Here is a 22,163-nt window from a genome sequence, read left to right as displayed (position 1 = left end):
GGCACGGATCTCGATACGCCGGCTGCGCCGGCTACTCGATCAGCGAAGCGCGGCTACGCCCCCAGCGCCACCTCGCCGAGCCCGTCGAGCGTCCACACCGTCGTGCCGGCCGCGACCGAGACCGTCGTCACCGAGCAGTTCGGCAGGATGATGTCGGGCGTGAGCTCAGGCACGAGCTGCCGCAGCAGCGACGTGATGAAGCCGCCGTGCGAGACGACGAGCACCTCGACCCGATCGTGGCCGGGCAGCGCCGCCGCCCCGCGGATGATGCGCTCGAGCGCCGCGTCGGCGCGCATGACGGTCGCGGCGGCCTGCTCGGCCTGCCCGCTCGTGTCGAGCCGCGCGATGGTGTCGAACAGCCCCCGCCAGCCCACCTGCTCGCCGATCGCGCGGAGCGCCGTCAGCTCGCGGTCGACCTCGAAGCCGTGCTCGACGATGACCTCCTGCCACACGTCGCGCGCGGGGCGCTCCTCGTGGCTGCCGAAGTGCCACTCGCGCAGCACCTCGGTGTACTCGATCGGCGGCTGCGGCTCGAGCGCGGCGAGGATGCCCTCGGCGGTCGTGCGCGTGCGCTGCAGGTCGGAGGAGAAGGCGAGGTCGAAGCGCTCCCCCGCGAGGTGCTTCGCGACGGCCACGATCTGCTCGCGGCCGCGCTCGGTGATCGGCGAGTCGGACCATCCCTGCATGAGGTGGTCGACGTTGTGCTCGGTCTCGGCGTGCCGCACGATGCGCAGCCGCAGCGCCCGGCCCTCGGCGAGGGCCGCGAGCTCTTCGGGCAGGTACTGCTCGGTGCGGCCGCCGTCGGCGGCGCCGGTCGTGTCGGTCATCGCTTCCCCATCTTCTCGAGCATCGCGTTGTAGGCGTTCAGGTCGGCGTCGCCGTCGCGCTCCGCGGCGCGATCGAGCCGCACGCGCTCCTTCTTGTCGCTGCGCACCCACAGCACCGTCGTGATGATCGCGAGGATCACCGTCGGGATCTCGCCGATCGACCACGCGATGCCGCCGCCGACCTGCTGATCCTCGAGCGCGTCGACGCCGTTGCCCATCGCGCCGAACCAGTCGGGCAGCAGCAGCGCCTCGCCCGTCATGAGCGTCAGGCCGAAGAAGGCGTGGAACACCATCGTGCCGATGAGCAGCACGAGCCGCAGCGCGAACGGGGGCCTGGCCGGGCCGGGGTCGATGCCGATGATCGCCTGCACGAAGAGGTAGCCGGCGCCGGCGAAGTGCACGACCATCCAGATGTGGCCGAGGTGGTCGGTCATCGCCCATTCGAAGATCGGCGTGTAGTAGAAGACCCAGAGGCTGAGCACGAAGATCGCGGCCGAGACGACCGGGTGGCCGACGACCTGCATGTACTTCGAGTGCACGATCGCGAGCAGCCACTCGCGGCCGCCGCGCGTGCCGTCGCGACGCTTGCGGATCGCGCGCATCGCGAGGGTGATCGGGGCGCCGGGCACGAGCAGCACCGCCGTCGCCATGCCGAGCAGCATGTGCACGAGCATGTGCAGCGAGAAGAGGAACTCCTGGTAGAGGTTGAGCGCACCGCTCGTGCACCACCACAGCAGCGCGACGCCCGCGAGCCACGAGATCGTGCGCCCCACCGGCCAGTGGTCGCCGCGCCGCGCGAGCCGCACGACACCGGCGACGTAGAAGAACGCGAGCAGCGCGCACACGACCGTCCACAGCGGGTCGAGCGACCACTCGGTGAAGAGCCGGCTGAACTCGAACGGCGGCGGCAGCAGCTTGCCGGTGAGGATCTCGGCGGGCGTCGCCTCGAGCCCCGGCGGCTGCTCCGGCACGGGCGTGCGCGTGCGGGCGAGGCCGGCGGCGACGCCGGCGGTCACGCCCATCACGACGAGCTCGAGCGCGAGCACCGTCGCGATAGCGCGGCCGCCCACGCGCTCACCGAGCGTCTTCGCGGGCGTCAGCAGCCGCATCCGCTGCCACGCGCCGAAGCCGCCGAGCACCACGAGGAGCGCGGCCTTCGCCATCGAGAGGATGCCGTACTCGCTGAACCAGTCGCCCTCCATGCGCACCCACGACGAGGCGACGCCCGTGAAGGCGACGACGCCGAAGCTCACCGCGGCGAGGCTCGAGTAGCGCAGCAGCACGTCGCCGTAGGCGGCGTCGGGGGCGGATGCGTCGGCCGGCTCGGCGTCGCGACCGCGCGCGAGCAGGCCCACGTGCACGAGGCCGCCGAGCCAGATCGAGACGAAGATGAGGTGCAGGAGGAGCGCCGAGACGGCGATGTCGTGCGCTGCGGTGCCGCCCGCGTGGCCGCCGGAGGCGATGAGCCAGAACGGCACGGCCCACGCGACGACCGAGAAGGCGACCGCGACCGGTCCGCGCGCGACGAGCAGCACGACGGTGAGGACGGCGAGCGAGAGCAGCGTGCCGAGCATGAGCCGGCCGGTCTCGATCTCGACGAAGAAGAGCTGCAGGAGGCGGCCGAAGTCGTTCGTAGCGGTGACGGGGTTCGTCACGACGGTGCGGAAGCCGCCCCAGGCGACGAAGCCCTGGGCGACCGCGGCGACGCCGGTCGCGACCGCGGCGAGGTCGATCGTGCGGTGCCAGTCGCGACTCGACGGGCGCAGCGCGAAGCACGCGAGCACGAGGCCGCCGAACGCCGTGGCGATCGCGAGGTTGCGCAGCATCGTCGCGATCGGCACGCCCCAGCGCACCGCGGCGCCGGGATCCTCGATCGCGGGTGCCTCGGCCCCGCCGCCGAACTCGAGCGCCGCCCACGTCGCAGCCAGGCCCGCGAGGACCGCGAGCGCCGGCGCGAGGAGACGGATGCGCTGCACCCGTCCAGGGTAGTCGTCGCCCCTATGACCGCTCCCCGGCCGCCCGCCGGTCGAGGAGCGCGAGCCGCAGGCGCACACCGCCCGCCGGTCGAGGAGCGCGAGCCGCAGGCGCACACCGCCCGCCGGTCGAGGAGCGCGCGCCGAAGGCGCACGCGTCACGAGACCAAGACGCGAGGGGCCCCGCCATCCGGCGGAGCCCCTCGCGCTGCTGTGTGGAGCGGTCCTACTTGACGGCAGCCTTGAGCTTCGAGCCGGCGGTCAGCTTGACGCGGTGGCCCGCGGCGATCTTGATCTCCTCGCCCGTCTGCGGGTTGCGGCCCGTGCGAGCAGCGGTCTCGGTGCGCTCGGCGCTGAAGAAGCCGGGGATCGAGACCTTGTTGCCAGCCTTGACGGCCGACGACACCTCGTCGAAGAGGGCGTCGAGCACGGCGCTGACCTTGGCCTGCGAGAGGTCGGTCGACGCGGCGATCTTCGAAGCCAGCGTGGTCTTGTTGATGGTCTCAGCCATGGTGTCCTCCTGGTGGTGGCATGTCCGTCCCGCCGGGGGCGGGCATCCGCCGGGGCCTGGGTGGGCTCCGACCACCCCCGAACGTAGACCTGAGGCCCGCGATCTCGCGCAAGAACACCCCGACACGCCGCGATCTCCGCGTGTTTTCGCGGTGTGCGAACGCGATTGGGGGACAAAATCGTCCTCCGGCGCGTCAGCGGCCCTGCACACCGCCCGCCCGAGCGAGGCGCACGCGCTCCTCCGTGCGCGCGCGCCGGCGCTCGAAGAATGGCAGGAAGACGCCGATGAGCGGCCCGACGCCGAACGCGAAGATGACCGTGCCGAGGCCCACCGGACCCCCCAGCAGCCAGCCGATGAGGAGGGCCGAGCCTTCGATGAGGGTGCGCACGATCCAGATGGGCCAGCCGGTCAACCGCACGATGCCCGTCATCAGGCCGTCGCGCGGGCCGGGCCCCAGGCGCGGCGCGATGTAGATGCCGGTCGCGATCGACAGCAGCAGGATGCTGCCGGCGAGCATGAGCGCCTGCGCCCAGAGCTCGGTCGGCTGCGGGATGAGCCAGAGCCCGAGGTCGGCCGCGGGCCCGACGAGCAGCGCGTTGCCGAGCGTGCCGATCCCGGGGCGCTGCCGCAGCGGGATCCACAGCAGCAGCACGAGTCCCGACACCACGACCGTCGCCGTGCCGTAGCTCATCGGCAGGTGGTTGGCGATGCCGAGCGAGAGCACGTCCCAGGGGCCGACGCCGAGCGCCGCCCGCACGAGCAGCGCGAGCGCGATGCCGTAGAGGAAGAGCCCGACGAGCAGCTGCGCGATGCGGCCGGCCGTGTCGGCAGGCCCGAGCGCGTCGATCGGGAGGAAGAGGCGGCGGATGCGGTGCACTGACCCATTCCACCGCATCCGGGATGCCCCGATGCGCCGCCAGGGTTGACGTGCCCGCGCATCCGCGCTTCCGTGGGGCGCATGGCCGTCATCGGATTCCACGCCTCCCATGAGCAGATCGCGCCGAGCGCGCTCCTGCGCGACGTGCAGCACGCCGAGGAGGTGGGCTTCGAGGCGGCGATGTGCTCCGACCACCTCGCGCCGTGGAGCCGGCGCCAGGGCCACAGCGGCTACGCGTGGTCGTGGCTCGGCGCCGCGCTCGCCACGACGTCGTTGCGCTTCGGTGTCGTCACGGCGCCCGGCCAGCGCTACCACCCGGTGATCGCGGCCCAGCGGGTCGCGACGCTCGGCGAGATGTTCCCCGGGCGCTTCTGGGCGGCGCTCGGCTCGGGCGAGGCGATGAACGAGCACGTGACCGGAGAGGGCTGGCCGTCGAAGCCCGAGCGCGAGCGGCGGCTCGTCGAGACCGTCGACCTCATGCGCCGGCTGCTCGCGGGCGAGGAGGTGACGCACGACGGGCTCGTCTCGGCGCATCGCGCGCGCGTCTGGTCCCGGCCCGCGGAGCCGCCGCCGCTCCTCGCCGCGGCAGTCACGGCCGAGTCGGCCGCCCGCCACGCCGCGTGGGCGGACGGCCTCATCACGGTGGCTGCCGAGCCCGGCGCCGTGCGCGACATCGTCGCGGCCTACCGCGACGCCGGCGGGCGCGGGCCCGTGTGCGGGCAGCTGCACCTCTCGTGGGCGCCGACCGAGGACGAGGCCCTCGCGATCGCGCGCGACCAGTGGCAGAGCAACCTCGTCCCCGCGCCCGAGGCCTGGGACGTCGAGCAGCCGGAGGACTTCGAGCGGCGCACCGCCGGCGCGACCGAGGACGAGCTGCGGCGCGCGGTGTGGATCTCGAGCGACCCCGGCGCGCACGCCGAGCGCATCCGCTCGCTCGTCGACGCCGGCCTCGACGAGCTCTACCTGCACCACGTCGGCCAGGAGCAGGCCGCCTATCTCGACGCCTTCGGCGAGCACGTGCTGCCCGAGGTCGCCGCGTGAGCCCGCGCCCGATCGAGTCCGCCGACCTCTGGTGGCGGAACGCGGTCTACTACTGCCTCGACATCCAGGTCTTCCAGGACTCCGACGGCGACGGCGACGGCGACATCCAGGGGCTCATCTCCCGCATCCACACCCTCGCCGACCTCGGCGTGACGTGCCTGTGGCTCATGCCGTTCTTCCCGACGGCCGACCAGGACGACGGCTACGACATCACCGACTTCTTCGCGGTCGACCCGCGGCTCGGCACGCTCGGCGACCTCGTCGAGCTCCTGCGCGTCGCGCGGGCGCACGGCATGCGCGTGATCGTCGACTTCGTCATGAACCACACCTCGGCCGAGCATCCGTGGTTCCGCTCGTCGCGCGCGTCCGAGGACTCGCCCTTCCGCGACTGGTACGTGTGGCGCGACGCGCCTCCGCCGAACCCCGACCCGCCGGTCTTCCCCGGGCTCGAGGACTCGACGTGGACGAAGGATGCCCGCACGGGCCAGTACTACCTGCACCACTTCCGCGCGCATCAGCCCGACCTCAACGTCGCGCATCCCGCCGTGCAGCAGCAGATCGAGCGCAACCTGGGCCTGTGGCTCGAGCTCGGCGTCTCGGGCTTCCGGGTGGACGCGGTGCCGTTCCTCTTCAGCGACGCCGACCGACACGCGACGCAGCCCGCGGGCACCGACTACGACGGCGCCGAGCACCTGCGCTCGATCGAGCGCTTCGTCTCGCGCCGGAACGGCGAGGCGATGCTGCTCGGCGAGGTCAACCTGCCGCACGACGAGCAGATCGCGTGGTTCGAGGCGCAGGGCGCGGCCGCGGGCCTGCAGGTGCAGTTCGACTTCGTCTCGATGCAGCAGCTCTTCCTCTCGCTCGCGCGCCGCGACGCCCGCCCGCTCGCGGCGGCGCTCCGCGACCGGCCGGAGCTGCCCGAGCTGTCGCAGTGGGGCAACTTCGTGCGCAACCACGACGAGCTGACCCTCGACAAGCTGACCGACGCCGAGCGCGACGAGGTCTTCGCGGCGTTCGCCCCCGACGAGGACATGCGGCTCTACGACCGCGGCATCCGGCGCCGGCTGCCGACGATGCTCGGCGACGACCGCGCGGTGCGGATGGTCTACACGCTGCTGTTCTCGCTGCCCGGCTGCCCGGTGCTCTTCTACGGCGAGGAGATCGGGATGGGCGAGGCGCTCGAGGTGCCCGACCGCTACGCGGTGCGGACGCCGATGCAGTGGGAGGCGGATGCGTCGGCGGGCTTCTCGACCGCGCCGCAGCGGCGCTGGCCGCGGCCGCTGCCCGGCGGCGAGTGGGGACCCGACCGCATCAACGTCGCCGACCAGCGCCTCGACCCCTCGTCGCTCTGGCGCCACATCCAGCGCCTCACGGGGCTCTACCGCGCCCAGCCGGCGCTCGCGTGGGCGCGGCTGGACGTGATCGGCGTGCGCCAGCGCGCGGTGCTCGCGCACGTGAGCCGCACCGACGACTGGGCGATGCTCGCGCTCCACAACCTCGGCGAGGGCCGCGAGCAGGTGCGGCTCGAGGTGAGCGCCGACGGCGGCCCGGTGACCTTCATCGACCGCTTCGACGACAGCTCGATGACCGTCGAGGGCCGGCTCGAGCTCGACCTCGACGCCTACGGCTGGCGCTGGCTCGAGGTCTCGCCGCCCGACGCGACGATCCGGCGGGTGTAGCGGCGGGCGGCGCCCCGCGCGGGTTGCGCCCCGCGTCCGCGCCTCCGCATGGAGACCATCCGCACCGGGGACGACGAAGGCCCCGACCGCCGTGCCGTGAGGCAGGGGTCGGGGCCGTCGTCGTGAAGCGGGTGCTTACCAGCTCGACTTGGTGACGCCGGGCAGCTCACCCTTGTGCGCCATGTCGCGGAAGCGCACACGCGAGATGCCGTACTCGCCGACGTGGCCGCGGGGGCGGCCGTCGATGGCGTCGCGCTTGCGCACGCGCACCGGCGAGGCATTGCGGGGCAGCTTCTGCAGGCCGAGGCGCGCGGCCTCGCGCTCCTCGTCGGTCGACTTGGGGTCGACGAGGGCCTTCTTCAGCGCCGCGCGCTTCTCGGCGTAGCGGGCGACGATGGCCTTCCGCTGCTCGTTCTTGGCGATCATGCTCTTCTTGGCCATTTATCGCTCCTCTCGGAACTCGACGTGCTGACGCACGATGGGGTCGTACTTCTTCAGCACCAGTCGGTCGGGGTTGTTGCGACGGTTCTTCTTCGTCACGTACGTGTAGCCGGTGCCGGCGGTCGAGCGGAGCTTGATGATCGGACGGACGTCCTGTGCCTTCTTGGCCATCAGAGCTTCACCCCCTTCGCCTGCAGGTCACGGATGACGGCCTCGATGCCACGGGCGTCGATGACCTTCATGCCCTTGGCCGAGACGTTGAGCGTCACGTTCCGTCGCAGCGACGGGACGAAGTAGGTCTTGCGCTGCACGTTCGGGTCGAAGCGTCGCTTCGTGCGCCGGTGCGAGTGCGAGATGTTGTGCCCGAAGCCGGGAACGGCTCCGGTCACCTGGCAAACGGCTGCCATGGTGCCCTCCATATGGTTACCGTGGGCCGGAGCCCACCCAAGATCACTTGCCTGCACACGCCACAGCCGTACCTTTTCGGGGCGTGGAGGGGGCGGGTGCTGCGCGGCCGAAGCCGCACCAAGGGTCTATCGTACGCGATCCGTGGCAATCGGGGCAAGGCCGGCTTCACCGTCGCCGGCGCGGCTCGCGCGCGGCGCGGCCGGAGGCGTGGCGCCCGCGCTCGGCGCCGCCGGTGTGCGGATGCGTCAGCGCGCCCCGGGCGGGAACACGGGCTGGCCGTCGGGCCCCATCGGGTAGGGCGTGCCGTCGGCGTAGGTGGGCCATGGCAGCAGCCCGTTCGCGTCGGGCTGCTGCGGCTGCGCGGGCCAGCCCGCGGGCTGCTGGCCCGGCTGCTGCGGCCACGCCGTCGCCCCGCCGGGCGCGGGCTGCCCCGCGGGCGGCTGGGGCCACGCGGTCGGCGCCCCGGTCGCCGCGGCGGCAGCGCTCGTCGCGACGCCGCCGCGCTGATCGAGGTAGGGCTCGGCCGGGTACCCGTGGCCCGGCGCAGCGTGGTGGGTGCTGCCGTGCTGCGGCGCGAGCGGCGGCGGCACCGGCCCGCCGACCGCTGCGGGCCGCACGTGCTCGCCGCGCGCCTCGGCCTCCTGCCAGTCGAGGTTGCGGCGGTTCCAGTAGAGGAGCACGGTCACGGAGGCCGCGAGCGCCGTGATCACGATCGCTGCGACGGTCGAGCGCCAGTACCACTCGTCGACGTCGACGCCGAAGGCGTCGATCGCGAAGTGCAGCGTCAGCAGCACGCCGACGAGGCCGAGCAGCGCCGCCGCGATGAGCCCCAGCACGCGGCCGAACTCCGTGCCCGAGCCGCGCCCGAGGGTGATGAGCCCCCATGCGCCGGCCGCAGCCGCGCGCACGACCAGCAGCGTGAGCAGCACGATGCCGAAGAGCTCGGCGAAGAGCCAGTCGTCGTCCCAGCCCTCGCGGCCGCCGCGCACCCAGATCGCGATCATCAGCACCGCGAGCAGGTAGGTGTTCGCGGCCACGCCGATGACGAGCGGCGTCGCCGAGCGCCGTGCGAGCACGAGGTCGAGCGCGAGGAGCCCCGTGAACGCCAGGAACACCACGACCGTCCACACGACGCGCGGCGCCTGGCTGTCGAAGTCGCCGACGAAGATCAGGACGACGGTGATGAGCGAGACGACGGCCAGCAGGCACATGCCGACGAAAAGCACGGGCTGGATGCCCATGATGCGTCGTGGCGTCGAGCGGGCGGGATGCTGCGGTGCGGGCGCGGCGGGCGCGTGCGCGTCGGTGCTGGGCGGGTTGGTCACGGCGGGCCTCCTCGATCCGATGGGCACAGTCTCACAGGAAGGCCACGATCGCGGCTGAGCGGCGCGCCCGCCTGTGGAGAGGTCAGCGCTGTGGAGAGGATGCGCGGCCGAGCGTCCGCTGCAGGGAGGGCCAGCCCGCGGCGAGGCTCAGCGCGGCGAGGCTCAGCGCACCGCGGCGCACTCGGCGCAGAGGCCGAAGATGTCGACGACGTGGTCGGGCTCGACGAACCCGTGCTCGGCGGCGACCTGCCGCGCCCAGCGCTCGACCGCCGCGGCCTCGAGCTCGACCGTGCGACCGCACCGGCGGCAGATGAGGTGGTGGTGGTGGGTGGGGGTGCACGCGCGGTAGAGCACCTCGCCGCCGGACTGCAGCGCATCCGCCTCGCCGTCCTCCGCGAGCGCCGCGAGCGCGCGGTAGACGGTCGCGAGTCCCACCTTGGCGCCGTCGGCGAGCAGCGTCTGGTGGAGCGCCTGCGCCGAGACGAACTCCTCGCTCGCCGCGAGCGCCTCGCGCACGGCCTCGCGCTGGCGCGTCGTGCGTCGGGGGGTCGTGTCGGTCATCGCGTCCTCGCCTCGATCGTGCCACGGAGCGCGCGCGCCGACCAGGCGAGCGCGTACAGGAGCACCGCGACGAGCGCGATCGCGCCCCCGGCGGCCAGGTCGAACCAGCGCGAGGCCAGGAGGCCCACGACGCCCGACGCGGCGCCGAGCGCCGGGGCGACCAGCAGCATCCACCGCCAATCGCGCACGAGGAGCCGGGCCGCCGCGGCCGGCGCCACGATGAGCGCGACGCCGAGGATGGCGCCGACGACCGGCATGATCGCCACGACGGTGCCCGCGATGAGCGCGAGCGAGAGCGTCTCGGGGATCCAGGGCGCGAGCCCCGCCCGGCGGTAGCCGGCCTCGTCGGCGCTCGAGAAGACGAGGTGCGCGCCGGCGAGCGCCCACACGAGCGCGGCGACGACGAGCACGCCGGCCGTCAGCGCGAGATCGGCCGTCGTGACGGCGAGCACCTGGCCGACGAGGAACGACTCGACGTCGACGGCGAGGGGCGCGACCGACTGCAGGAACGCGCCGAGCGCGAAGCCCGCGGTGAGCATGACGCCGGATGCGACGGCCGGGCCCTGCGACCGCATCCGCCCGATGCCCACGGCGATCGCGATGAGGCCGACGGCGGCGACGGCCGCGCCGAGCGGGATGGAGACGCCGAGGATCGCCGCCGCGACCGCGCCCGGGAAGGTCGCGTGCGTGAGCGACATCGTGAAGAACGCGCGCTCCCGCAGCACCACGAGCACGCCGACGAGGCCCGCGAGCACGCCAGCGAGCACGACCTCGACCATCGCGAGCCCGAAGAAGTCGAGCGGGAGGCTCATGCGGCGACCTCGCGCCGGTCGGCGGCGCGCGCCCGCCGCCCGCGGAGCGCGCCGACGCCGAGCGCGAGCAGGTAGCCGACGATCATCGTGAGCGCCACGGTCGCGCCCGGCGCCGCATCCACCCCGAGCTCGGCGAGCTGCACGACGACCCACAGCCCCGCCCAGCCGGTGACGGCACCGAAGGCGATCGCGACCGCCATCGCGGTGCGCAGCGAGCGCGTGAGCGCGCGCGCTGCGGCGGCCGGCACGATCACGACGGCGAGCGCGAGCAGCGTGCCGACGGATGCGGATGCGGCGACCACGACGAGCGCGATCGCAACGGTGCCGATCACCTCGAGCGCGAGCACCGGCAGCCCCGCGCGCCGGGCGCCAGCGGCGTCGAACGCCGCGAAGAGCTGCTGCCGCCCCGTGACGACGACGAGCGCGACGGCGATCGAGATGAGCGCGAGCGCGACGCCGAGGTCGCCCCACGTGATCGTGAGCAGGCGCCCGAAGAAGAAGTCGGAGATGCTGCCGCCGCTGCGGTCGGATGCGGAGACGAGCACGACGCCGAAGGAGAAGAAGGTGGTGAGCACGATCGCGACCGCGGTGTCGCGCGGCTGGCCGCGCCGCGAGATGAGCGCGAGCACGACGGCGGCGGCGAGCGCCGCGCCGATCGCGCCCGGCAGCAGCCCGGCCGCGCCGCCCGCGGCCGCGCCGATCGCCAGGCCGGGGAAGACGGCGTGCGTGAGCCCGTCGGTCGAGAACTCGAGCCGCCGCAGGTGCACGAGCACCCCCACGGTGGCGGCGGCGACCGCGAGCGCGACGAGCAGCAGCAGCGGCCTGCCGAGGAAGGGCACCGCGAACGGCGTGAACGGGTCGATGAGGCCGGCCGCGACCGGCGCCGCGAGCGCGGTCATCGAGCGGCGACGCGCTCGGGGCCGTCGTCGGCGAGCGGATGTCCGGGGCCGGGGTCGTCGTGGTGGCCCGCGTGCTCGGCGGCGTGGTGCTCCGTCGTGGCGAGCGTGTGCCCGTCGATCTCCATCACGTGGGACGCGAACGCCGCCTCGACCTGCTCGAGCGTGAGGACGCATCCGGTCTCGTCGAACGCGATCTGCTCGCGGTTGACGAGCAGTGTGCGCTCGCACACCGCGCGCGCGAGCTCGAGGTCGTGCGTCGTGATGAGCAGCGCGACGCCCCGCTCCTTCAGCCGGCGGATCGTCTCGATGAGCGCGTCGCGCGAGCCCTGGTCGAGGCCGTTGAAGGGCTCGTCGAGCAGCAGCAGCCGCGGCTCGCTCGCGAGCGCGCGGGCGAGCAGCCCGCGCTGGCGCTGGCCGCCGGAGAGGTCGCCGAAGCGCGTGCGACGGTGCTCCGCGAGCCCGACCGCCGCGAGCGCGTCGGCGACGATGCGGCGGTCGCGGCCTCCCGGCCAGCGCAGCCCGAGGCGCGGCGTGCGGCCCATGGCGACGACCTGCTCGAGGGTGACGGGGAACGCGGGGTCGATCTCGCTCGACTGCGGGAGCGTGCCGATCTCGCCGCGTGCGGTCGGGACGCGGAAGACGCGCGCCTCGTGCTGGGCGAGCCCGAGGATGCCGGCGAGCACGGTGGACTTGCCGGCGCCGTTCGGGCCGATGAGGGCGACCGCCTCGCCCTCGCGCACCGAGAAGCTGACGCCGCGCAGCACGGGCGCGCCGCCGTAGCCGAAGGACGCGCCCTCGATCTCGACGACCGCGCTCGACCCGGATCCGCTCACGAGAGCGATTCTGGCACCGGCAGCGGCTCGGCGCCCCACGCCGTGACCATCGCGATGGTGTTGTGCACCTGCGCGCCGATGTACGTCGCGGTGTCGCTGCCCTCGGGGCCGAGCGCATCCGCGGCGAGCGCGTCCTCCCCCTCGCGGAGCTCGACGCCGGCCTCGCGCGCGATCGTCGCAGCGAGCTGCGGGTCGATCGCGTTCTCGCTGAAGACGACCGGCGCCCCCGTCGCGCGGATCTCGGCGACGAGCTCGTCGATGTGTGCGGCGCTCGCGTCGGCGCTGTCGTCGATGCTCGGCAGCACGGTGCCCACGACCTGCACGTCGTAGGCGCGCTCGAGGTAGCCGAAGGTGTCGTGCGTCGTGACGACGAGCCGCTCGTCGACCGGCACCTGCTCGATCGAGGCGCGCATCCACGCATCGAGCTCGTGCAGGCGCTCGAGGTAGGCGGTGGCGGATGCGTCGATGTCGGCGTCCGGGTCGGCCGCGGCGACCGCTTCGACGATCGCCTCGGCCTGCAGGATGACGTTGGCCGGGTCGGTCCAGACGTGCGGGTCGTGCTCGCCGTGGTCGTGGCCGGCGTGCGCGTCGGCCTCGCTGTCGGCCTGCTCGTCGGCGTGCTCGTCGGCATGCGCCGCGTGCTCTGCGGCCGTCTCGCCCTCGTGGCCGTGCTCGTCGTCGCCGTGGTCGTGGCCCTCGTGCGGGTCGTCCTCGGCCGCGAGGAGGTCGAGCCCCTCAGAGGTGTCGACGAGCGTGCCGTCGAAGCCCGAGGCCTCGATCGTGCCCTCGAGCCACGTCTCGAGCCCCGCGCCGCTCACGACGAGCAGATCGGCGCCGGCGAGGGCGGTGAGGGCGCTCGGGCCCGGGTCGAAGGCGTGCGCCGAGGCGCCCGGCTGCAGCAGGCTCGTGACGTCGGCCGCGTCGCCGACGAGCTCGCGGGTGACGTCGGCGAGCTGCGTGGTGGTGGCGACGATCTCGAGCCGATCGCCGGGCGAGCCCGCACCGCCGGCCGCGGAGCAGCCGGTGAGCACGAGGGAGAGGGCGCCGACGGCGCCGAGGGCGGGGAGCATCCGCATGCGTGGTTCCTTGTCCAGCGCGACGCGGTGCCGCGCCCTCCCACGCTAGACGCTGTTGAGAACGATTGTCAATCTCGCGCCCCTCCACCCGCTCTGCAGGCGCCGCGCGTAGGCTCTGCGCATGGCGACACCCTCCACCGGCACCCGGCAGTCGGCGATCATCGCGGCGCTCGGGGCGCACTCCACGATCGACCCGCCCGCCGAGCTCGAGCGGCGCATCCGCTTCCTCGTCGACTACCTCGCGACCACCGGTGCGAAGGGCTTCGTGCTCGGCATCTCGGGCGGCCAGGACTCCACCCTCGCGGGGCGCCTCGCGCAGCTCGCCGTCGAGCGCGTGCGCGACGCCGGCGGCGACGCGACCTTCGTCGCCGTGCGGCTGCCCTACGGCGTGCAGCACGACGAGGCCGACGCGCAGCTCGCGCTCGACTTCATCCGCGCCGACCGCGAGGTCACCGTCGACGTCAAGCCCGGCGTCGATGCGCTCGAGGCCTCGGTCGAGGCCGCGATCGGCGCCGTCGACGACTACCACAAGGGCAACGTGAAGGCCCGTGCGCGCATGATCGCGCAGTACGCGATCGGCGGGCAGCTGGGGCTGCTCGTCATCGGCACCGACCATGCCGCCGAAGCGGTGACCGGCTTCTACACGAAGTACGGCGACGGCGGTGCCGACGTGCTGCCGCTCTCCGGCCTGACGAAGGGCCAGGGCAAGGAGCTGCTGCGCGCGCTCGACGCCGACGAGCGGCTGTGGCAGAAGGCCCCGACCGCCGACCTGCTCGACGACCGGCCCGGGCAGACCGACGAGGCAGAGCTCGGGCTCGCGTACGAGCAGATCGACGCGTTCCTGCGGGGCGAGCCCATCGACCCCGCGGTCGCCGAGCAGATCATCGCCCGCTACGCCCGCACCGAGCACAAGCGGCGGATGCCGGCGGGGCCCGGGGACGACTGGTGGCGGCCGGCGGCGGGGCCGCTCTTCGACTGAGGGCCTGCGCCGACCCCGGCTCGCGTGACGCGAGCCGGTCCCGCCGGCGCGCTCCGCGTGGTCACGACGCGCCGCCGTGGGCGCCCTGCGTGGTCACGACGCGCCGCAGCCGACCCGCTGCCGGCGGCGTGTCGTGACCACCCTGCGGGGTGCGGGCGGCGTGTCGTGACCACCCTGCGGGGTGCCGCCGGCGTGTCGTGGCCGCACGCGGGTGGGGCGCGGCCGGCTCAGTCGAGGAGGAGCGCGGGCTCCTCGAGGATCGACGCGACGTCGGCGACGAAGCGGCTGATGACGTCGCCGTCGATCGCGCGGTGGTCGAACGAGCCGCCGACCGTCGTGACCCAGCGCGGCCGCACCTCGCCGTCGACGACCCATGGCTTCTGCCGGATCGTGCCGAGCGCGATGATGCCCGTCTCCCCCGGGTTGAGGATCGGCGTGCCGGTGTCCATCCCGAAGACGCCGATGTTCGTGATCGTGAACGTGCCGTGCTGCATGTCGGCCGGCTGTGTGCGGCCCTCGCGCGCGGTGGTCGTGAGCTGCTGGAGGGCCGTCGCGAGCTGGAGCAGCGACATCTCCTGCGCATCCTTGATGTTGGGCACGAGCAGGCCGCGCGGCGTCGCCGCCGCGATGCCGAGGTTGACGTAGTGGTGCACGACGAGCTCGTCGCCCGTGAAGGTCGAGTTGACCTGCGGCGAGCGGCGGATCGCCCAGAGGATCGCCTTCGCCATGATGAGCAGCGGCGACACCTTGACGTCGGCGAAGTCGGGCGATGCCTTGAGCCGCTTGACGAACTCCATCGTGCGCGTCGCATCCACGTCGGTGAACACCGACACGTGCGGCGCCGTGAAGGCCGAGTCGACCATGCCCTGCGCGATGACCTTGCGCACGCCCTTCACGGGGATGCGCTCCTCGCGGCCGCCCGACCACTCGGGCGCCGAGAGGTTGCGGAACACCTTGACCTGCTCGGCGGCCGCCACGACGTCCTGCCGCGTGACCTCGCCCGCGAGGCCCGTGCCGGTCACGGTCGCGATGTCGACGCTCAGGTCCTTCGCGAGCTTGCGCGTCGGCGGCTTCGCGATCACGGGCGCGGCGGATGCGGCGGGCACCGAGGCGGGACGCGCGGGTGCCGACGGGGCCGGCACCGAGCGCACCGTCTGCGGCTTCCTGCGGCGGGTCTCCGCTCCCCCGCGCACGCCGTAGCCGACGAGCACGGCGCCGCCGTCGTCGTCGACCGCGACCGTGTCGGCGGTATCGGCGGCGGTCTCCACCGCATCCGGGTCGCCGCCCGAGACGCGGATGATCGGGGTGCCGACCTCGACCGTCTGGCCCTCCTCGGCGAGCAGCGCCTCGACGGTGCCCTCGAACGGGCTCGGCAGCTCGACGAGCGACTTGGCGGTCTCGACCTCGAGCAGCACGTCGTTGACGTGCACGGTGTCGCCGGGCTTGACGCGCCACGTGACGATCTCGGCCTCGGTCAGGCCCTCGCCCGGATCGGGCAGTCGGAACTCCTGCATGCGGATCTCCTCGCGTCGCGTCAGTAGGCCAGGGCGCGGTCGACCGCGTCGAGCACGCGGTCGGCGTCCGGCAGGTAGATGTCTTCGAGCTGGGCCGGCGGGAAGGGCGTGTCGAAGCCCGAGACGCGCAGCACGGGCGCCTCGAGCGAGTAGAACGCGCGCTCCGCGATCGTCGCGGCGATCTCGCTGCCGACCGAGACGTGGCCGGGCGCCTCCTGCGCCACCACCACGCGCCCGGTGCGGCGGGCCGAGGCCACGAGCGGCTCCCAGTCGATGGGCGACAGGGAGCGCAGGTCGAGCACCTCGCAGCTTGTGCCCTCCGCCTCGGCGATCTGCGCCGCCTGCAGCAGCACGTGCACCATCGCGCCGTGGCCGATGAGCGTCACGTCGCTGCCCGGCCGGGCGACGACGCTGCGGTGCAGCTCGGTCGCGGGCGCCGGCAGCACCTCGCCCTTCGACCAGTACTTCGACTTCGGCTCGAGGAAGATGACGGGGTCGTCGCTCTCGATCGCCTGCCGCAGCATCCAGTGCGCGTCGTTCGCGGTCGAGGGGCTCACGACCCGGAGGCCCGCGGTGTGCGCGAAGTACGCCTCCGGGCTCTCCTGGTGGTGCTCGACGGCGCCGATGTGGCCGCCGTAGGGGATGCGGATGACGACGGGCATCGCGAGCGCGCCGCGGTGGCGGGCCGTCATCTTCGCCAACTGGGAGACGATCTGGTCGAACCCGGGGTAGACGAAGCCGTCGAACTGGATCTCGACCACCGGGCGGTAGCCGCGCATGGCGAGGCCGATCGCCGTGCCGATGATGCCCGACTCGGCGAGCGGGGTGTCGAGCACGCGCGTCTCCCCGAACTCGGCGTGCAACCCGTCGGTGATGCGGAAGACGCCGCCGAGCGGCCCGATGTCCTCGCCCATGAGCAGCACCTTGTCGTCGGCGCGCATCGCTTCGCGGAGCGCCGCGTTCAGCGCCCTCGCCATCGGCATGGTGGCGGATGCGGCGGGTGCGGCAGCGCCGGCAGGGGCGGGCCGGCGCGCGGCGTCCGCCTGCGCGGCGGTCTGCGCGGCGTCGGTCTGCGCGGCGTCGGTCTGCGCGGCGTCGGTCTGCGGAGTCGTGTCGGTCATGCGTCGCTCCCGAAGCTCGCCTCGAACTCGGCGAGCGCGCGCTTCTGCTCGGTCATGAGCGGATGCGGCTCGCGGTAGACGTGGTCGAAGATGTCGTCGCTCGCGGCGGTGCCCGCCTCGAGCGTCTGCCGGCGCATGTCGGCGGCGAGGTCGGCGGCCTCCTGCTCCTGCTCGGCGAGCGCCGCGTCCGTCACCCCCTGCGCGCGCAGGTGGGCGGCGAGGCGCGCGATCGGGTCGCGGCGGCGCCACGACTCCTCCTCGTCGCTCGTGCGGTAGCGGGTGGGGTCGTCGCTCGTCGTGTGCGCGCCCATGCGGTACGTGTCGGCCTCGATGTAGCCGGGGGTGCCCTGCCGGGCCGCGTCGAGCATCCGCCGGGTCACCGCGAAGCTCGCGAGCGGGTCGTTGCCGTCGACCCACGCGGCATCGAGCCCGAAGCCGCGCGCGCGCTCGTGCAGCGGGAAGCGGCTCTGGCGGGTCGAGGGCACCGAGATGGCCCACTTGTTGTTCTGCACGAAGAAGACGATCGGCGACTCGTAGCTCGCGGCGAAGACGAGGCCCTCGCTCGCGTCGCCCTGGCTCGCGGCGCCGTCGCCGTAGAAGGCGATGACGGCCTCGTCGCGCGTCGCGTCGCCCGTGCCGCACGCGCCGTCGAGCCGGATGCCCATCGCGTAGCCGGTCGAGTGCAGCGCGTGGGTGGCGATGACGAGCGAGTAGATGCGCATGCCGCGGGTCTCGAGCGGATCCCAGCCGCCGTGCCGCGCGCCGCGGAAGATGTCGATGATCTGCATCATCGTGACGCCGCGGTGCAGAGCGAGGAGGTGCTCGCGGTAGGAGGGGAAGATCGTGTCCTGGTCGCGGGCGCCCCACGCGGCGCCGACCTGCGCGCCCTCCTGGCCGATCGAGGGCACCCAGAGGCCGAGCTTGCCCTGCCGCTGCAGGTGACCGGCCTCGATGTCGAAGCGTCGCGTGCGCAGCATCTCGCCGTGCATCGCGAGGCGGTCGTCGACGCTCAGCTGCGCCGCGAGCTCGCGGAGCTCGGCATTGGCGTCGGTCTCGACCGACGAGCCGTCGGCGTCGAGCAGGCGGATGGGCTGGGCCCGGTCGGTCTCGTGGCTCACTGCAGCGCCTGGATCGCCTTCGCCGCGGCGAGGATGTGCTCGTCGGCCTCGGGCTCGCCGATCGAGATGCGGCTGCCGTCGGGGAAGACCTTCCCCACGATGCGCTCGCCCTCGAGGATCTCGTGCACCGCCTCGACCTGGTGCGCCTGCGAGGGCACCCAGACGAAGTTGCCGTGCGGGCGCGGCACCGGCACGCCCGCGTCGACGATCCGCTGCCAGAGCGCGTCGCGGCGCTCGGCGAGCACCTCGATGCGCGCGAAGGTCTCGCCGGCGTGCTCGAGCGCGGCGATCGCGGCGGATGATGCGAGCGCGGTCTGCGAGAGGGGCACGCCGCAGAGGTCGGCACCGCGCAGCACCGCGGGATCGCCGACCGCGTAGCCGACGCGGAGGCCCGCGAGGCCGTGCGCCTTCGAGAACGTGCGCAGCACGACGAGGTTGTCGTGCTCGCGCTGGAGCGCGATGCCGTCGGCGGTCGGCTCGCGCACGAACTCGATGTACGCCTCGTCGAGCATGATCAGCACGTCGGCGGGGACGCGGGCGATGAACGCGTCGAGCTCGTCCTTGCCGACGATCGTGCCGGTGGGGTTGTTCGGGCTGCAGACGATCACGGCACGCGTGCGCTCGGTGATCGCGGCGGCCATCGCGTCGAGGTCGTGCCGGTGCTCGGCGTCGACCGGCACCTCGACGGGCGTCGCGCCGCCCGTGCGCACGAAGAGCGGGTAGGCGTCGAAGGAGCGCCACGCGTAGACGACCTCGTCGCCGGGGCCGGCGACCGCGTGGATGAGCTGCTGGATGAGCGTCGCCGAGCCGTCGCCGATCAGCACGCGCTCGACGTCGACGTCGAGCTCGGCCGCGAGCGCCGCGCGCAGCTCCGGCGCGCCGGGCCGGGGGTAGCGGTTGACCCGCTCGGCCTCGCGCTGCACGGCCTCGACCACCGCCGGCAGCGGCGGGAACGGGTTCTCGTTGCTGGAGAGCTTGAAGCCCCCCTGCGGAGCGGGGCGTCCCTGCTGGTAGGGCGGGATGGCCGCGATCTCGGGTCGAAGTCGCACAGTCACCGACTCAGGCTATTGCGAGCCTCGGCGCAGATGGGGGATATGGGTGCGACAATCGCGCCATGCGCTTCCTGCTCCGCGTGCTCATCACCGCTGTCGCGATCTGGCTCGTGACGCTGTTCATCGGCGGCATCCGCATCGTGCCCTTCGGCGACGCGTGGTGGCAGGTGGCGGCGACCACGGTGGGCGTCGCGCTCGTGTTCGCGCTCGTGAACGCGACGATCGGCAACCTCATCCGCATCGTGGCGTTCCCCCTCTACATCCTGACGCTCGGCATCGTGGCGCTGTTCGTCAACGCCTTCCTGCTGATGATCGTCCACTGGCTCTCCGAGCTCGTCGGCTTCGGCATCCGCGTCGACGGCTTCTGGTGGGGCATGCTCGCGGCGGTGTGCATCGCGTTCCTCACCTGGCTCATCACGATCGTCACGCGGCCGATCTTCGGCAAGGAGCGCCCCCGCACGCGCTGACCCTCGCGCGCAGCGCGCCCCGCGTCCTGTGCGCCCCGCGGCGGCCGTGCGGCGGCCTCACGGCGACCGCTCGATCTCGATGCCGACCGCGCGTATGGGCACCGCGCCGGCCATCCGCTCGGCGCGCCGCGCCTGGTGCGCGTCGATCACGAAGTCGTGCCCGTCGACCGCGTCGAGGGTCGTGACGTAGTCGGCGTCGCTGTGATCGCGAGCCGCGCCGCGGCCCTCGTCGCCGCGGTTCTCGAGGTAGGCGGTGTCGACGGAGCCGTCGGCCATGCCGTCGCCCGCGGCGACGAGGTCGCCGGAGTGCGCGACGCTCAGCACGTCGACACCGGGCGGGATCTCGGTGCCGCCGACCGGGGCGCCCACGAGCTGCACCGACCGCACGTCGAACCGCCCGGTCGCCGCGACGTTCGCGACGGCCGCGCCGCCCTGCGAGTAGCCGAAGAGATCGACGGAGTCGCCTTCCTGCACGCCCGCCGCCCGCATCGCCTCGACGACCGCCGCATCCGAGCCCTGGAGGCTGCGCGGCACGGAGGCGGCGTTCTCGAGGTTCGCGAGCCCGTCGAGGCCCGTCTCGGCCGACGGCCCCCACGACTCGGTGCCCCGCACGAGCACCTCGTGGTGGAGCGTGCCGTCGCGCAGCCGGTGGGTGCGGACGGTGACGGGGTGCTCGGCGTCGCGGAGGATGCGCATCGCCGCGCCGCCGGATCCGACGGGACCGGTGGGCGCGGGCAGGGCGCGCGTGGCGCCGGCACGCACGCGACCGGGGGATCCGGTGAAGAGGCGCGTCGCGCCCGCGGCGGACGCGGCGAGCGCCGCGTGCACGACGGTGTCCTCGACGCGCTCCCCGAGCGCGCCGGCGGGCAGCGGCGGCACGAGCAGGAACCCGGCGACCGCCTCGTCGACCGACTCGACCGCGATCGCGAGCGCGCCGCGGAACAGCGGGTTCGCGAGCAGCGTCTCGCCGAGCCCCTCCCAGAGCGCCGACGCCTGCTCGAGCGCGTCGCGCGCGCCGTCTCCCCCGCGCGCGACGAGCTCGGCGGCGCGCTCGGGATCGGCGACCGCGAGCCGCGCCGCGACCGGCACGCCGACGAGCCCGATCGCGAGCACGGCGCTCACCGCGACGCCGGCGCCGAGCAGCGCGCCCGGCGCCCACGCGGGCGCCGTCGCAAGCGCCCCCTGGATCGCGAGCCGCAGCGCCATGCCCGCGCCGTGCGCGACGGGGGCCGCGAGCCGCTCGATCGCGCCGCGCACGTGATCGGACGCGGCCTCGTAGGCGCGGCCGACGACGAGCGTCGCCTCCTCGAGCCGAGCGAGCTCGCCGCACAGCCGCTGCGCCTCCTGCGCGCGCAGGTCGAGCTCGGCGGCGCACGCGCGCAGCGCCGCGCGATCGACGCCGGGCGCGGGCTGCACCCGCAGGTCGGGCACGCCGCGGAGCGCGACGAGCGCGAGCTCGAGCTGCGCGACGCCGTCGCGCAGCCGCGCGCACGCGATGCCGGTCGCGCTCGAGTCCCACGCGACCGCGGCGGCTGCGCCGCCCGGCGCGCGGAACGCGCCGCCGCCCCCGGCCACGGCGGCGAACCCCCCGCCCGCGAGCGGGCCGCCGAACGATCCCCCGCTGCCGCCGAACGCCGCGATCGCTCCCCCGACGACGGCCCCCGCCCCGCCGACTCCCTCCGCTGCCGCGCCGACTCCCTCCGCGGCCGCACCGCCGCCCCCGCTCCAGCCGCTCACACCGCCCCCTCGATCGCGCTGCCGAGCAGCCGCAGCGCGTGCTCCTCGTCGGCGAGCCGCGCCCGCAGCGCGGCGACGCGCGCGTCGAACGCCTCGCGCGCGGGCCCGAGCCAGCCCTCGGCGCCGCGCAGGTCGATCGCCGCCGCCGCGCCCGCAGCGGCGCGCCGCGCGCGATCCACCGCGAGGCTCGCCGCCCGCGCCTCCTCCACCGCCCGCGCCCGAGCGGCGCCCGCGAGCGCGGCCGCGGCCGCCGCATCCGTCATCGTCATGGCCCCCACCTCCTGCCGGGACGATGGCATCGCAGCCGATCGCGCCGCGGAGCGCGCGGCTGCGGCTGTGGAGAGTTCGCCCCGCGCCCCCGGCGGGCGCGCGCGTTTGCCAGAATGGTGCGGTGACCATCGACCGCGACTTCGCCGATGCGACGCGGTTCCGCGTCTGCTTCGTGTGCACCGGCAACATCTGCCGCTCGCCGATGGCGCAGGTCGTCTTCGCGCACCTCGCGAAGCAGCACGGCGTCGCCGACCGGCTGCTCGTCGCGAGCGCGGGCATCAGCGAGTACCACGTGGGCGAGACGGCCGACCCGCGCACGCTCGCCGCGCTCGCCGACGCGGGCTACGACGCCGTCGACCACCGCGCGAAGCAGTTCCAGCCCGAGTGGCTCGACGGCTTCGACCTCGTGATCGCCTTCGACCGCAGCCAGGAGCGCGCGCTGCGCTCGCTCGCGCGCGGCGACGAGGAGCAGCTCTCGAAGATCCGCCTGCTGCTCGCGTTCGACCCCGACGCCACCGGGCCCGACGTGCCCGACCCCTACTACTCGGAGGACGCGTTCTTCGGCACCGTCCTGCACCAGATCGAGACCGCCGTCGGCAGGCTGTTCCGCCAGATCCAGCCCGCCATGCGCCCCTGAAGGAG

General features: G+C 74.0%; 24 protein-coding genes. 5 read left to right on the top strand and 19 right to left on the bottom strand.

All coding sequences use genetic code 11. The features are described 5' to 3' along the window. Positions 1 to 53 precede the first annotated feature (53 nt). From BLT67_RS07880 to yczE, 4 genes are all read right to left on the bottom strand, one after another. Entirely contained in the window at positions 54 to 827 is a 774-nt protein-coding gene (locus tag BLT67_RS07880) for a histidine phosphatase family protein (protein ID WP_092666506.1), read from the bottom strand. Continuing rightward, complete coding sequence (locus BLT67_RS07875; RefSeq protein WP_231945445.1) at positions 824 to 2,803, bottom strand: cytochrome c oxidase assembly protein; 1,980 nt, start codon at positions 2,801 to 2,803, stop codon at positions 824 to 826. The genes BLT67_RS07880 and BLT67_RS07875 overlap by 4 nt, the downstream gene beginning before the upstream one ends. 223 nt (positions 2,804 to 3,026) lie before the next feature. Then, on the bottom strand, positions 3,027 to 3,311 hold the full coding sequence (locus tag BLT67_RS07870) for an HU family DNA-binding protein (RefSeq protein ID WP_092666505.1): 285 nt from the start codon (positions 3,309 to 3,311) through the stop codon (positions 3,027 to 3,029). Between the two features lie 193 nt (positions 3,312 to 3,504). Further along, positions 3,505 to 4,188, bottom strand: coding sequence for a membrane protein YczE (gene yczE, locus BLT67_RS07865; RefSeq protein ID WP_231945443.1), 684 nt, complete (start codon positions 4,186 to 4,188; stop codon positions 3,505 to 3,507). A gap of 81 nt (positions 4,189 to 4,269) precedes the next feature. Between yczE and BLT67_RS07860 the strand changes: the two genes are divergently transcribed. Together BLT67_RS07860 and BLT67_RS07855 are read left to right on the top strand one after the other, a co-directional pair. Further along, entirely contained in the window at positions 4,270 to 5,229 is a 960-nt protein-coding gene (locus BLT67_RS07860) for a TIGR03885 family FMN-dependent LLM class oxidoreductase (RefSeq protein ID WP_092666504.1), read from the top strand. After that, a complete protein-coding gene (locus BLT67_RS07855; RefSeq protein WP_092666503.1) occupies positions 5,226 to 6,908 on the top strand; it encodes an alpha-amylase family glycosyl hydrolase in 1,683 nt (560 codons plus the stop codon). Before BLT67_RS07860 ends, BLT67_RS07855 begins: the two co-directional genes overlap by 4 nt. A 135-nt stretch (positions 6,909 to 7,043) precedes the next feature. On the opposite strand, the gene rpsN is transcribed toward BLT67_RS07855, so the two are convergent. The 9 genes from rpsN to BLT67_RS07810 form a co-directional block, all read right to left on the bottom strand. Continuing rightward, entirely contained in the window at positions 7,044 to 7,349 is a 306-nt protein-coding gene (rpsN, locus tag BLT67_RS07850; RefSeq protein ID WP_092666502.1) for a 30S ribosomal protein S14, read from the bottom strand. Then, on the bottom strand, positions 7,350 to 7,520 hold the full coding sequence (gene rpmG, locus BLT67_RS07845; RefSeq protein ID WP_021010541.1) for a 50S ribosomal protein L33: 171 nt from the start codon (positions 7,518 to 7,520) through the stop codon (positions 7,350 to 7,352). Beyond that, positions 7,520 to 7,756 carry a 50S ribosomal protein L28 gene (gene rpmB, locus BLT67_RS07840; RefSeq protein ID WP_092667583.1) on the bottom strand — a complete coding sequence of 79 codons (237 nt, stop codon included), beginning with the start codon at positions 7,754 to 7,756 and terminating at the stop codon, positions 7,520 to 7,522. The genes rpmG and rpmB overlap by 1 nt, the downstream gene beginning before the upstream one ends. 246 nt (positions 7,757 to 8,002) lie before the next feature. Next, a complete protein-coding gene (locus BLT67_RS07835) occupies positions 8,003 to 9,082 on the bottom strand; it encodes a hypothetical protein (protein WP_092666501.1) in 1,080 nt (359 codons plus the stop codon). 162 nt (positions 9,083 to 9,244) lie between these two features. After that, positions 9,245 to 9,643, bottom strand: a complete 399-nt coding sequence (locus BLT67_RS07830) for a Fur family transcriptional regulator (protein ID WP_092666500.1) — start codon at positions 9,641 to 9,643, stop codon at positions 9,245 to 9,247. Then, positions 9,640 to 10,455 carry a metal ABC transporter permease gene (locus tag BLT67_RS07825; RefSeq protein ID WP_092666499.1) on the bottom strand — a complete coding sequence of 272 codons (816 nt, stop codon included), beginning with the start codon at positions 10,453 to 10,455 and terminating at the stop codon, positions 9,640 to 9,642. The genes BLT67_RS07830 and BLT67_RS07825 overlap by 4 nt, the downstream gene beginning before the upstream one ends. After that, complete coding sequence (locus tag BLT67_RS07820) at positions 10,452 to 11,354, bottom strand: metal ABC transporter permease (RefSeq protein ID WP_157674272.1); 903 nt, start codon at positions 11,352 to 11,354, stop codon at positions 10,452 to 10,454. The genes BLT67_RS07825 and BLT67_RS07820 overlap by 4 nt, the downstream gene beginning before the upstream one ends. Next, positions 11,351 to 12,187 (bottom strand): metal ABC transporter ATP-binding protein, encoded by an 837-nt coding sequence (locus tag BLT67_RS07815; protein ID WP_092666497.1) that lies wholly within the window; start codon positions 12,185 to 12,187, stop codon positions 11,351 to 11,353. Before BLT67_RS07815 ends, BLT67_RS07820 begins: the two co-directional genes overlap by 4 nt. Further along, a complete protein-coding gene (locus BLT67_RS07810) occupies positions 12,184 to 13,263 on the bottom strand; it encodes a metal ABC transporter substrate-binding protein (protein WP_092666496.1) in 1,080 nt (359 codons plus the stop codon). The genes BLT67_RS07815 and BLT67_RS07810 overlap by 4 nt, the downstream gene beginning before the upstream one ends. 121 nt (positions 13,264 to 13,384) lie before the next feature. On the opposite strand from BLT67_RS07810, the gene nadE reads away from it, so the two are divergent. Then, positions 13,385 to 14,242 (top strand): ammonia-dependent NAD(+) synthetase, encoded by an 858-nt coding sequence (gene nadE / locus BLT67_RS07805; protein ID WP_092666495.1) that lies wholly within the window; start codon positions 13,385 to 13,387, stop codon positions 14,240 to 14,242. A 227-nt stretch (positions 14,243 to 14,469) separates the two neighbouring features. On the opposite strand, the gene BLT67_RS07800 is transcribed toward nadE, so the two are convergent. From BLT67_RS07800 to BLT67_RS07785, 4 genes are all read right to left on the bottom strand, one after another. Continuing rightward, positions 14,470 to 15,756, bottom strand: a complete 1,287-nt coding sequence (locus BLT67_RS07800; RefSeq protein WP_407922501.1) for a dihydrolipoamide acetyltransferase family protein — start codon at positions 15,754 to 15,756, stop codon at positions 14,470 to 14,472. Between the two features lie 20 nt (positions 15,757 to 15,776). Beyond that, the gene (locus tag BLT67_RS07795; protein ID WP_092667582.1) at positions 15,777 to 16,739 is read right to left on the bottom strand and encodes an alpha-ketoacid dehydrogenase subunit beta; all 963 of its coding nucleotides are present in this window, start codon (positions 16,737 to 16,739) and stop codon (positions 15,777 to 15,779) included. Between the two features lie 134 nt (positions 16,740 to 16,873). Further along, the gene (locus BLT67_RS07790; protein WP_092666493.1) at positions 16,874 to 17,995 is read right to left on the bottom strand and encodes a thiamine pyrophosphate-dependent enzyme; all 1,122 of its coding nucleotides are present in this window, start codon (positions 17,993 to 17,995) and stop codon (positions 16,874 to 16,876) included. Further along, the gene (locus tag BLT67_RS07785) at positions 17,992 to 19,050 is read right to left on the bottom strand and encodes a histidinol-phosphate transaminase (RefSeq protein ID WP_092666492.1); all 1,059 of its coding nucleotides are present in this window, start codon (positions 19,048 to 19,050) and stop codon (positions 17,992 to 17,994) included. The genes BLT67_RS07790 and BLT67_RS07785 overlap by 4 nt, the downstream gene beginning before the upstream one ends. A gap of 59 nt (positions 19,051 to 19,109) precedes the next feature. Between BLT67_RS07785 and BLT67_RS07780 the strand changes: the two genes are divergently transcribed. Then, positions 19,110 to 19,514, top strand: coding sequence for a phage holin family protein (locus BLT67_RS07780; protein WP_092666491.1), 405 nt, complete (start codon positions 19,110 to 19,112; stop codon positions 19,512 to 19,514). 57 nt (positions 19,515 to 19,571) lie between these two features. Here the strand turns inward: BLT67_RS07780 and BLT67_RS13400 are convergent, their stop codons facing one another. Together BLT67_RS13400 and BLT67_RS07770 are read right to left on the bottom strand one after the other, a co-directional pair. Beyond that, positions 19,572 to 21,251 carry a serine/threonine-protein kinase gene (locus BLT67_RS13400; RefSeq protein WP_157674271.1) on the bottom strand — a complete coding sequence of 560 codons (1,680 nt, stop codon included), beginning with the start codon at positions 21,249 to 21,251 and terminating at the stop codon, positions 19,572 to 19,574. Continuing rightward, entirely contained in the window at positions 21,248 to 21,520 is a 273-nt protein-coding gene (locus BLT67_RS07770) for a hypothetical protein (RefSeq protein ID WP_092666490.1), read from the bottom strand. Before BLT67_RS07770 ends, BLT67_RS13400 begins: the two co-directional genes overlap by 4 nt. 122 nt (positions 21,521 to 21,642) lie before the next feature. Between BLT67_RS07770 and BLT67_RS07765 the strand changes: the two genes are divergently transcribed. Next, on the top strand, positions 21,643 to 22,158 hold the full coding sequence (locus BLT67_RS07765) for a low molecular weight protein-tyrosine-phosphatase (protein ID WP_231945442.1): 516 nt from the start codon (positions 21,643 to 21,645) through the stop codon (positions 22,156 to 22,158). The last annotated feature ends 5 nt before the right edge of the window (positions 22,159 to 22,163 follow it).

The sequence above is a fragment of the Agrococcus carbonis genome, from assembly GCF_900104705.1.
Lineage (GTDB): Bacteria > Actinomycetota > Actinomycetes > Actinomycetales > Microbacteriaceae > Agrococcus > Agrococcus carbonis.
This window is presented reverse-complemented; position numbering and strand designations above follow the sequence as displayed.

Bases quoted from the DNA above. Each gene is read 5' to 3' on its own strand.
- BLT67_RS07770 (WP_092666490.1), bottom strand. From the start codon at position 21,520: ATGACGATGACGGATGCGGCGGCCGCGGCCGCGCTCGCGGGCGCCGCT.
- BLT67_RS07860 (WP_092666504.1), top strand. From the start codon at position 4,270: ATGGCCGTCATCGGATTCCACGCCTCCCATGAGCAGATCGCGCCGAGC.
- rpmB (WP_092667583.1), bottom strand. From the start codon at position 7,756: ATGGCAGCCGTTTGCCAGGTGACCGGAGCCGTTCCCGGCTTCGGGCAC.
- BLT67_RS07800 (WP_407922501.1), bottom strand. From the start codon at position 15,756: ATGCAGGAGTTCCGACTGCCCGATCCGGGCGAGGGCCTGACCGAGGCC.
- nadE (WP_092666495.1), top strand. From the start codon at position 13,385: ATGGCGACACCCTCCACCGGCACCCGGCAGTCGGCGATCATCGCGGCG.
- BLT67_RS07795 (WP_092667582.1), bottom strand. From the start codon at position 16,739: ATGCCGATGGCGAGGGCGCTGAACGCGGCGCTCCGCGAAGCGATGCGC.
- rpsN (WP_092666502.1), bottom strand. From the start codon at position 7,349: ATGGCCAAGAAGAGCATGATCGCCAAGAACGAGCAGCGGAAGGCCATC.
- BLT67_RS07825 (WP_092666499.1), bottom strand. From the start codon at position 10,455: ATGAGCCTCCCGCTCGACTTCTTCGGGCTCGCGATGGTCGAGGTCGTG.
- BLT67_RS07820 (WP_157674272.1), bottom strand. From the start codon at position 11,354: ATGACCGCGCTCGCGGCGCCGGTCGCGGCCGGCCTCATCGACCCGTTC.
- BLT67_RS07870 (WP_092666505.1), bottom strand. From the start codon at position 3,311: ATGGCTGAGACCATCAACAAGACCACGCTGGCTTCGAAGATCGCCGCG.
- BLT67_RS07830 (WP_092666500.1), bottom strand. From the start codon at position 9,643: ATGACCGACACGACCCCCCGACGCACGACGCGCCAGCGCGAGGCCGTG.
- rpmG (WP_021010541.1), bottom strand. From the start codon at position 7,520: ATGGCCAAGAAGGCACAGGACGTCCGTCCGATCATCAAGCTCCGCTCG.
- BLT67_RS07880 (WP_092666506.1), bottom strand. From the start codon at position 827: ATGACCGACACGACCGGCGCCGCCGACGGCGGCCGCACCGAGCAGTAC.
- BLT67_RS07810 (WP_092666496.1), bottom strand. From the start codon at position 13,263: ATGCGGATGCTCCCCGCCCTCGGCGCCGTCGGCGCCCTCTCCCTCGTG.
- BLT67_RS07780 (WP_092666491.1), top strand. From the start codon at position 19,110: ATGCGCTTCCTGCTCCGCGTGCTCATCACCGCTGTCGCGATCTGGCTC.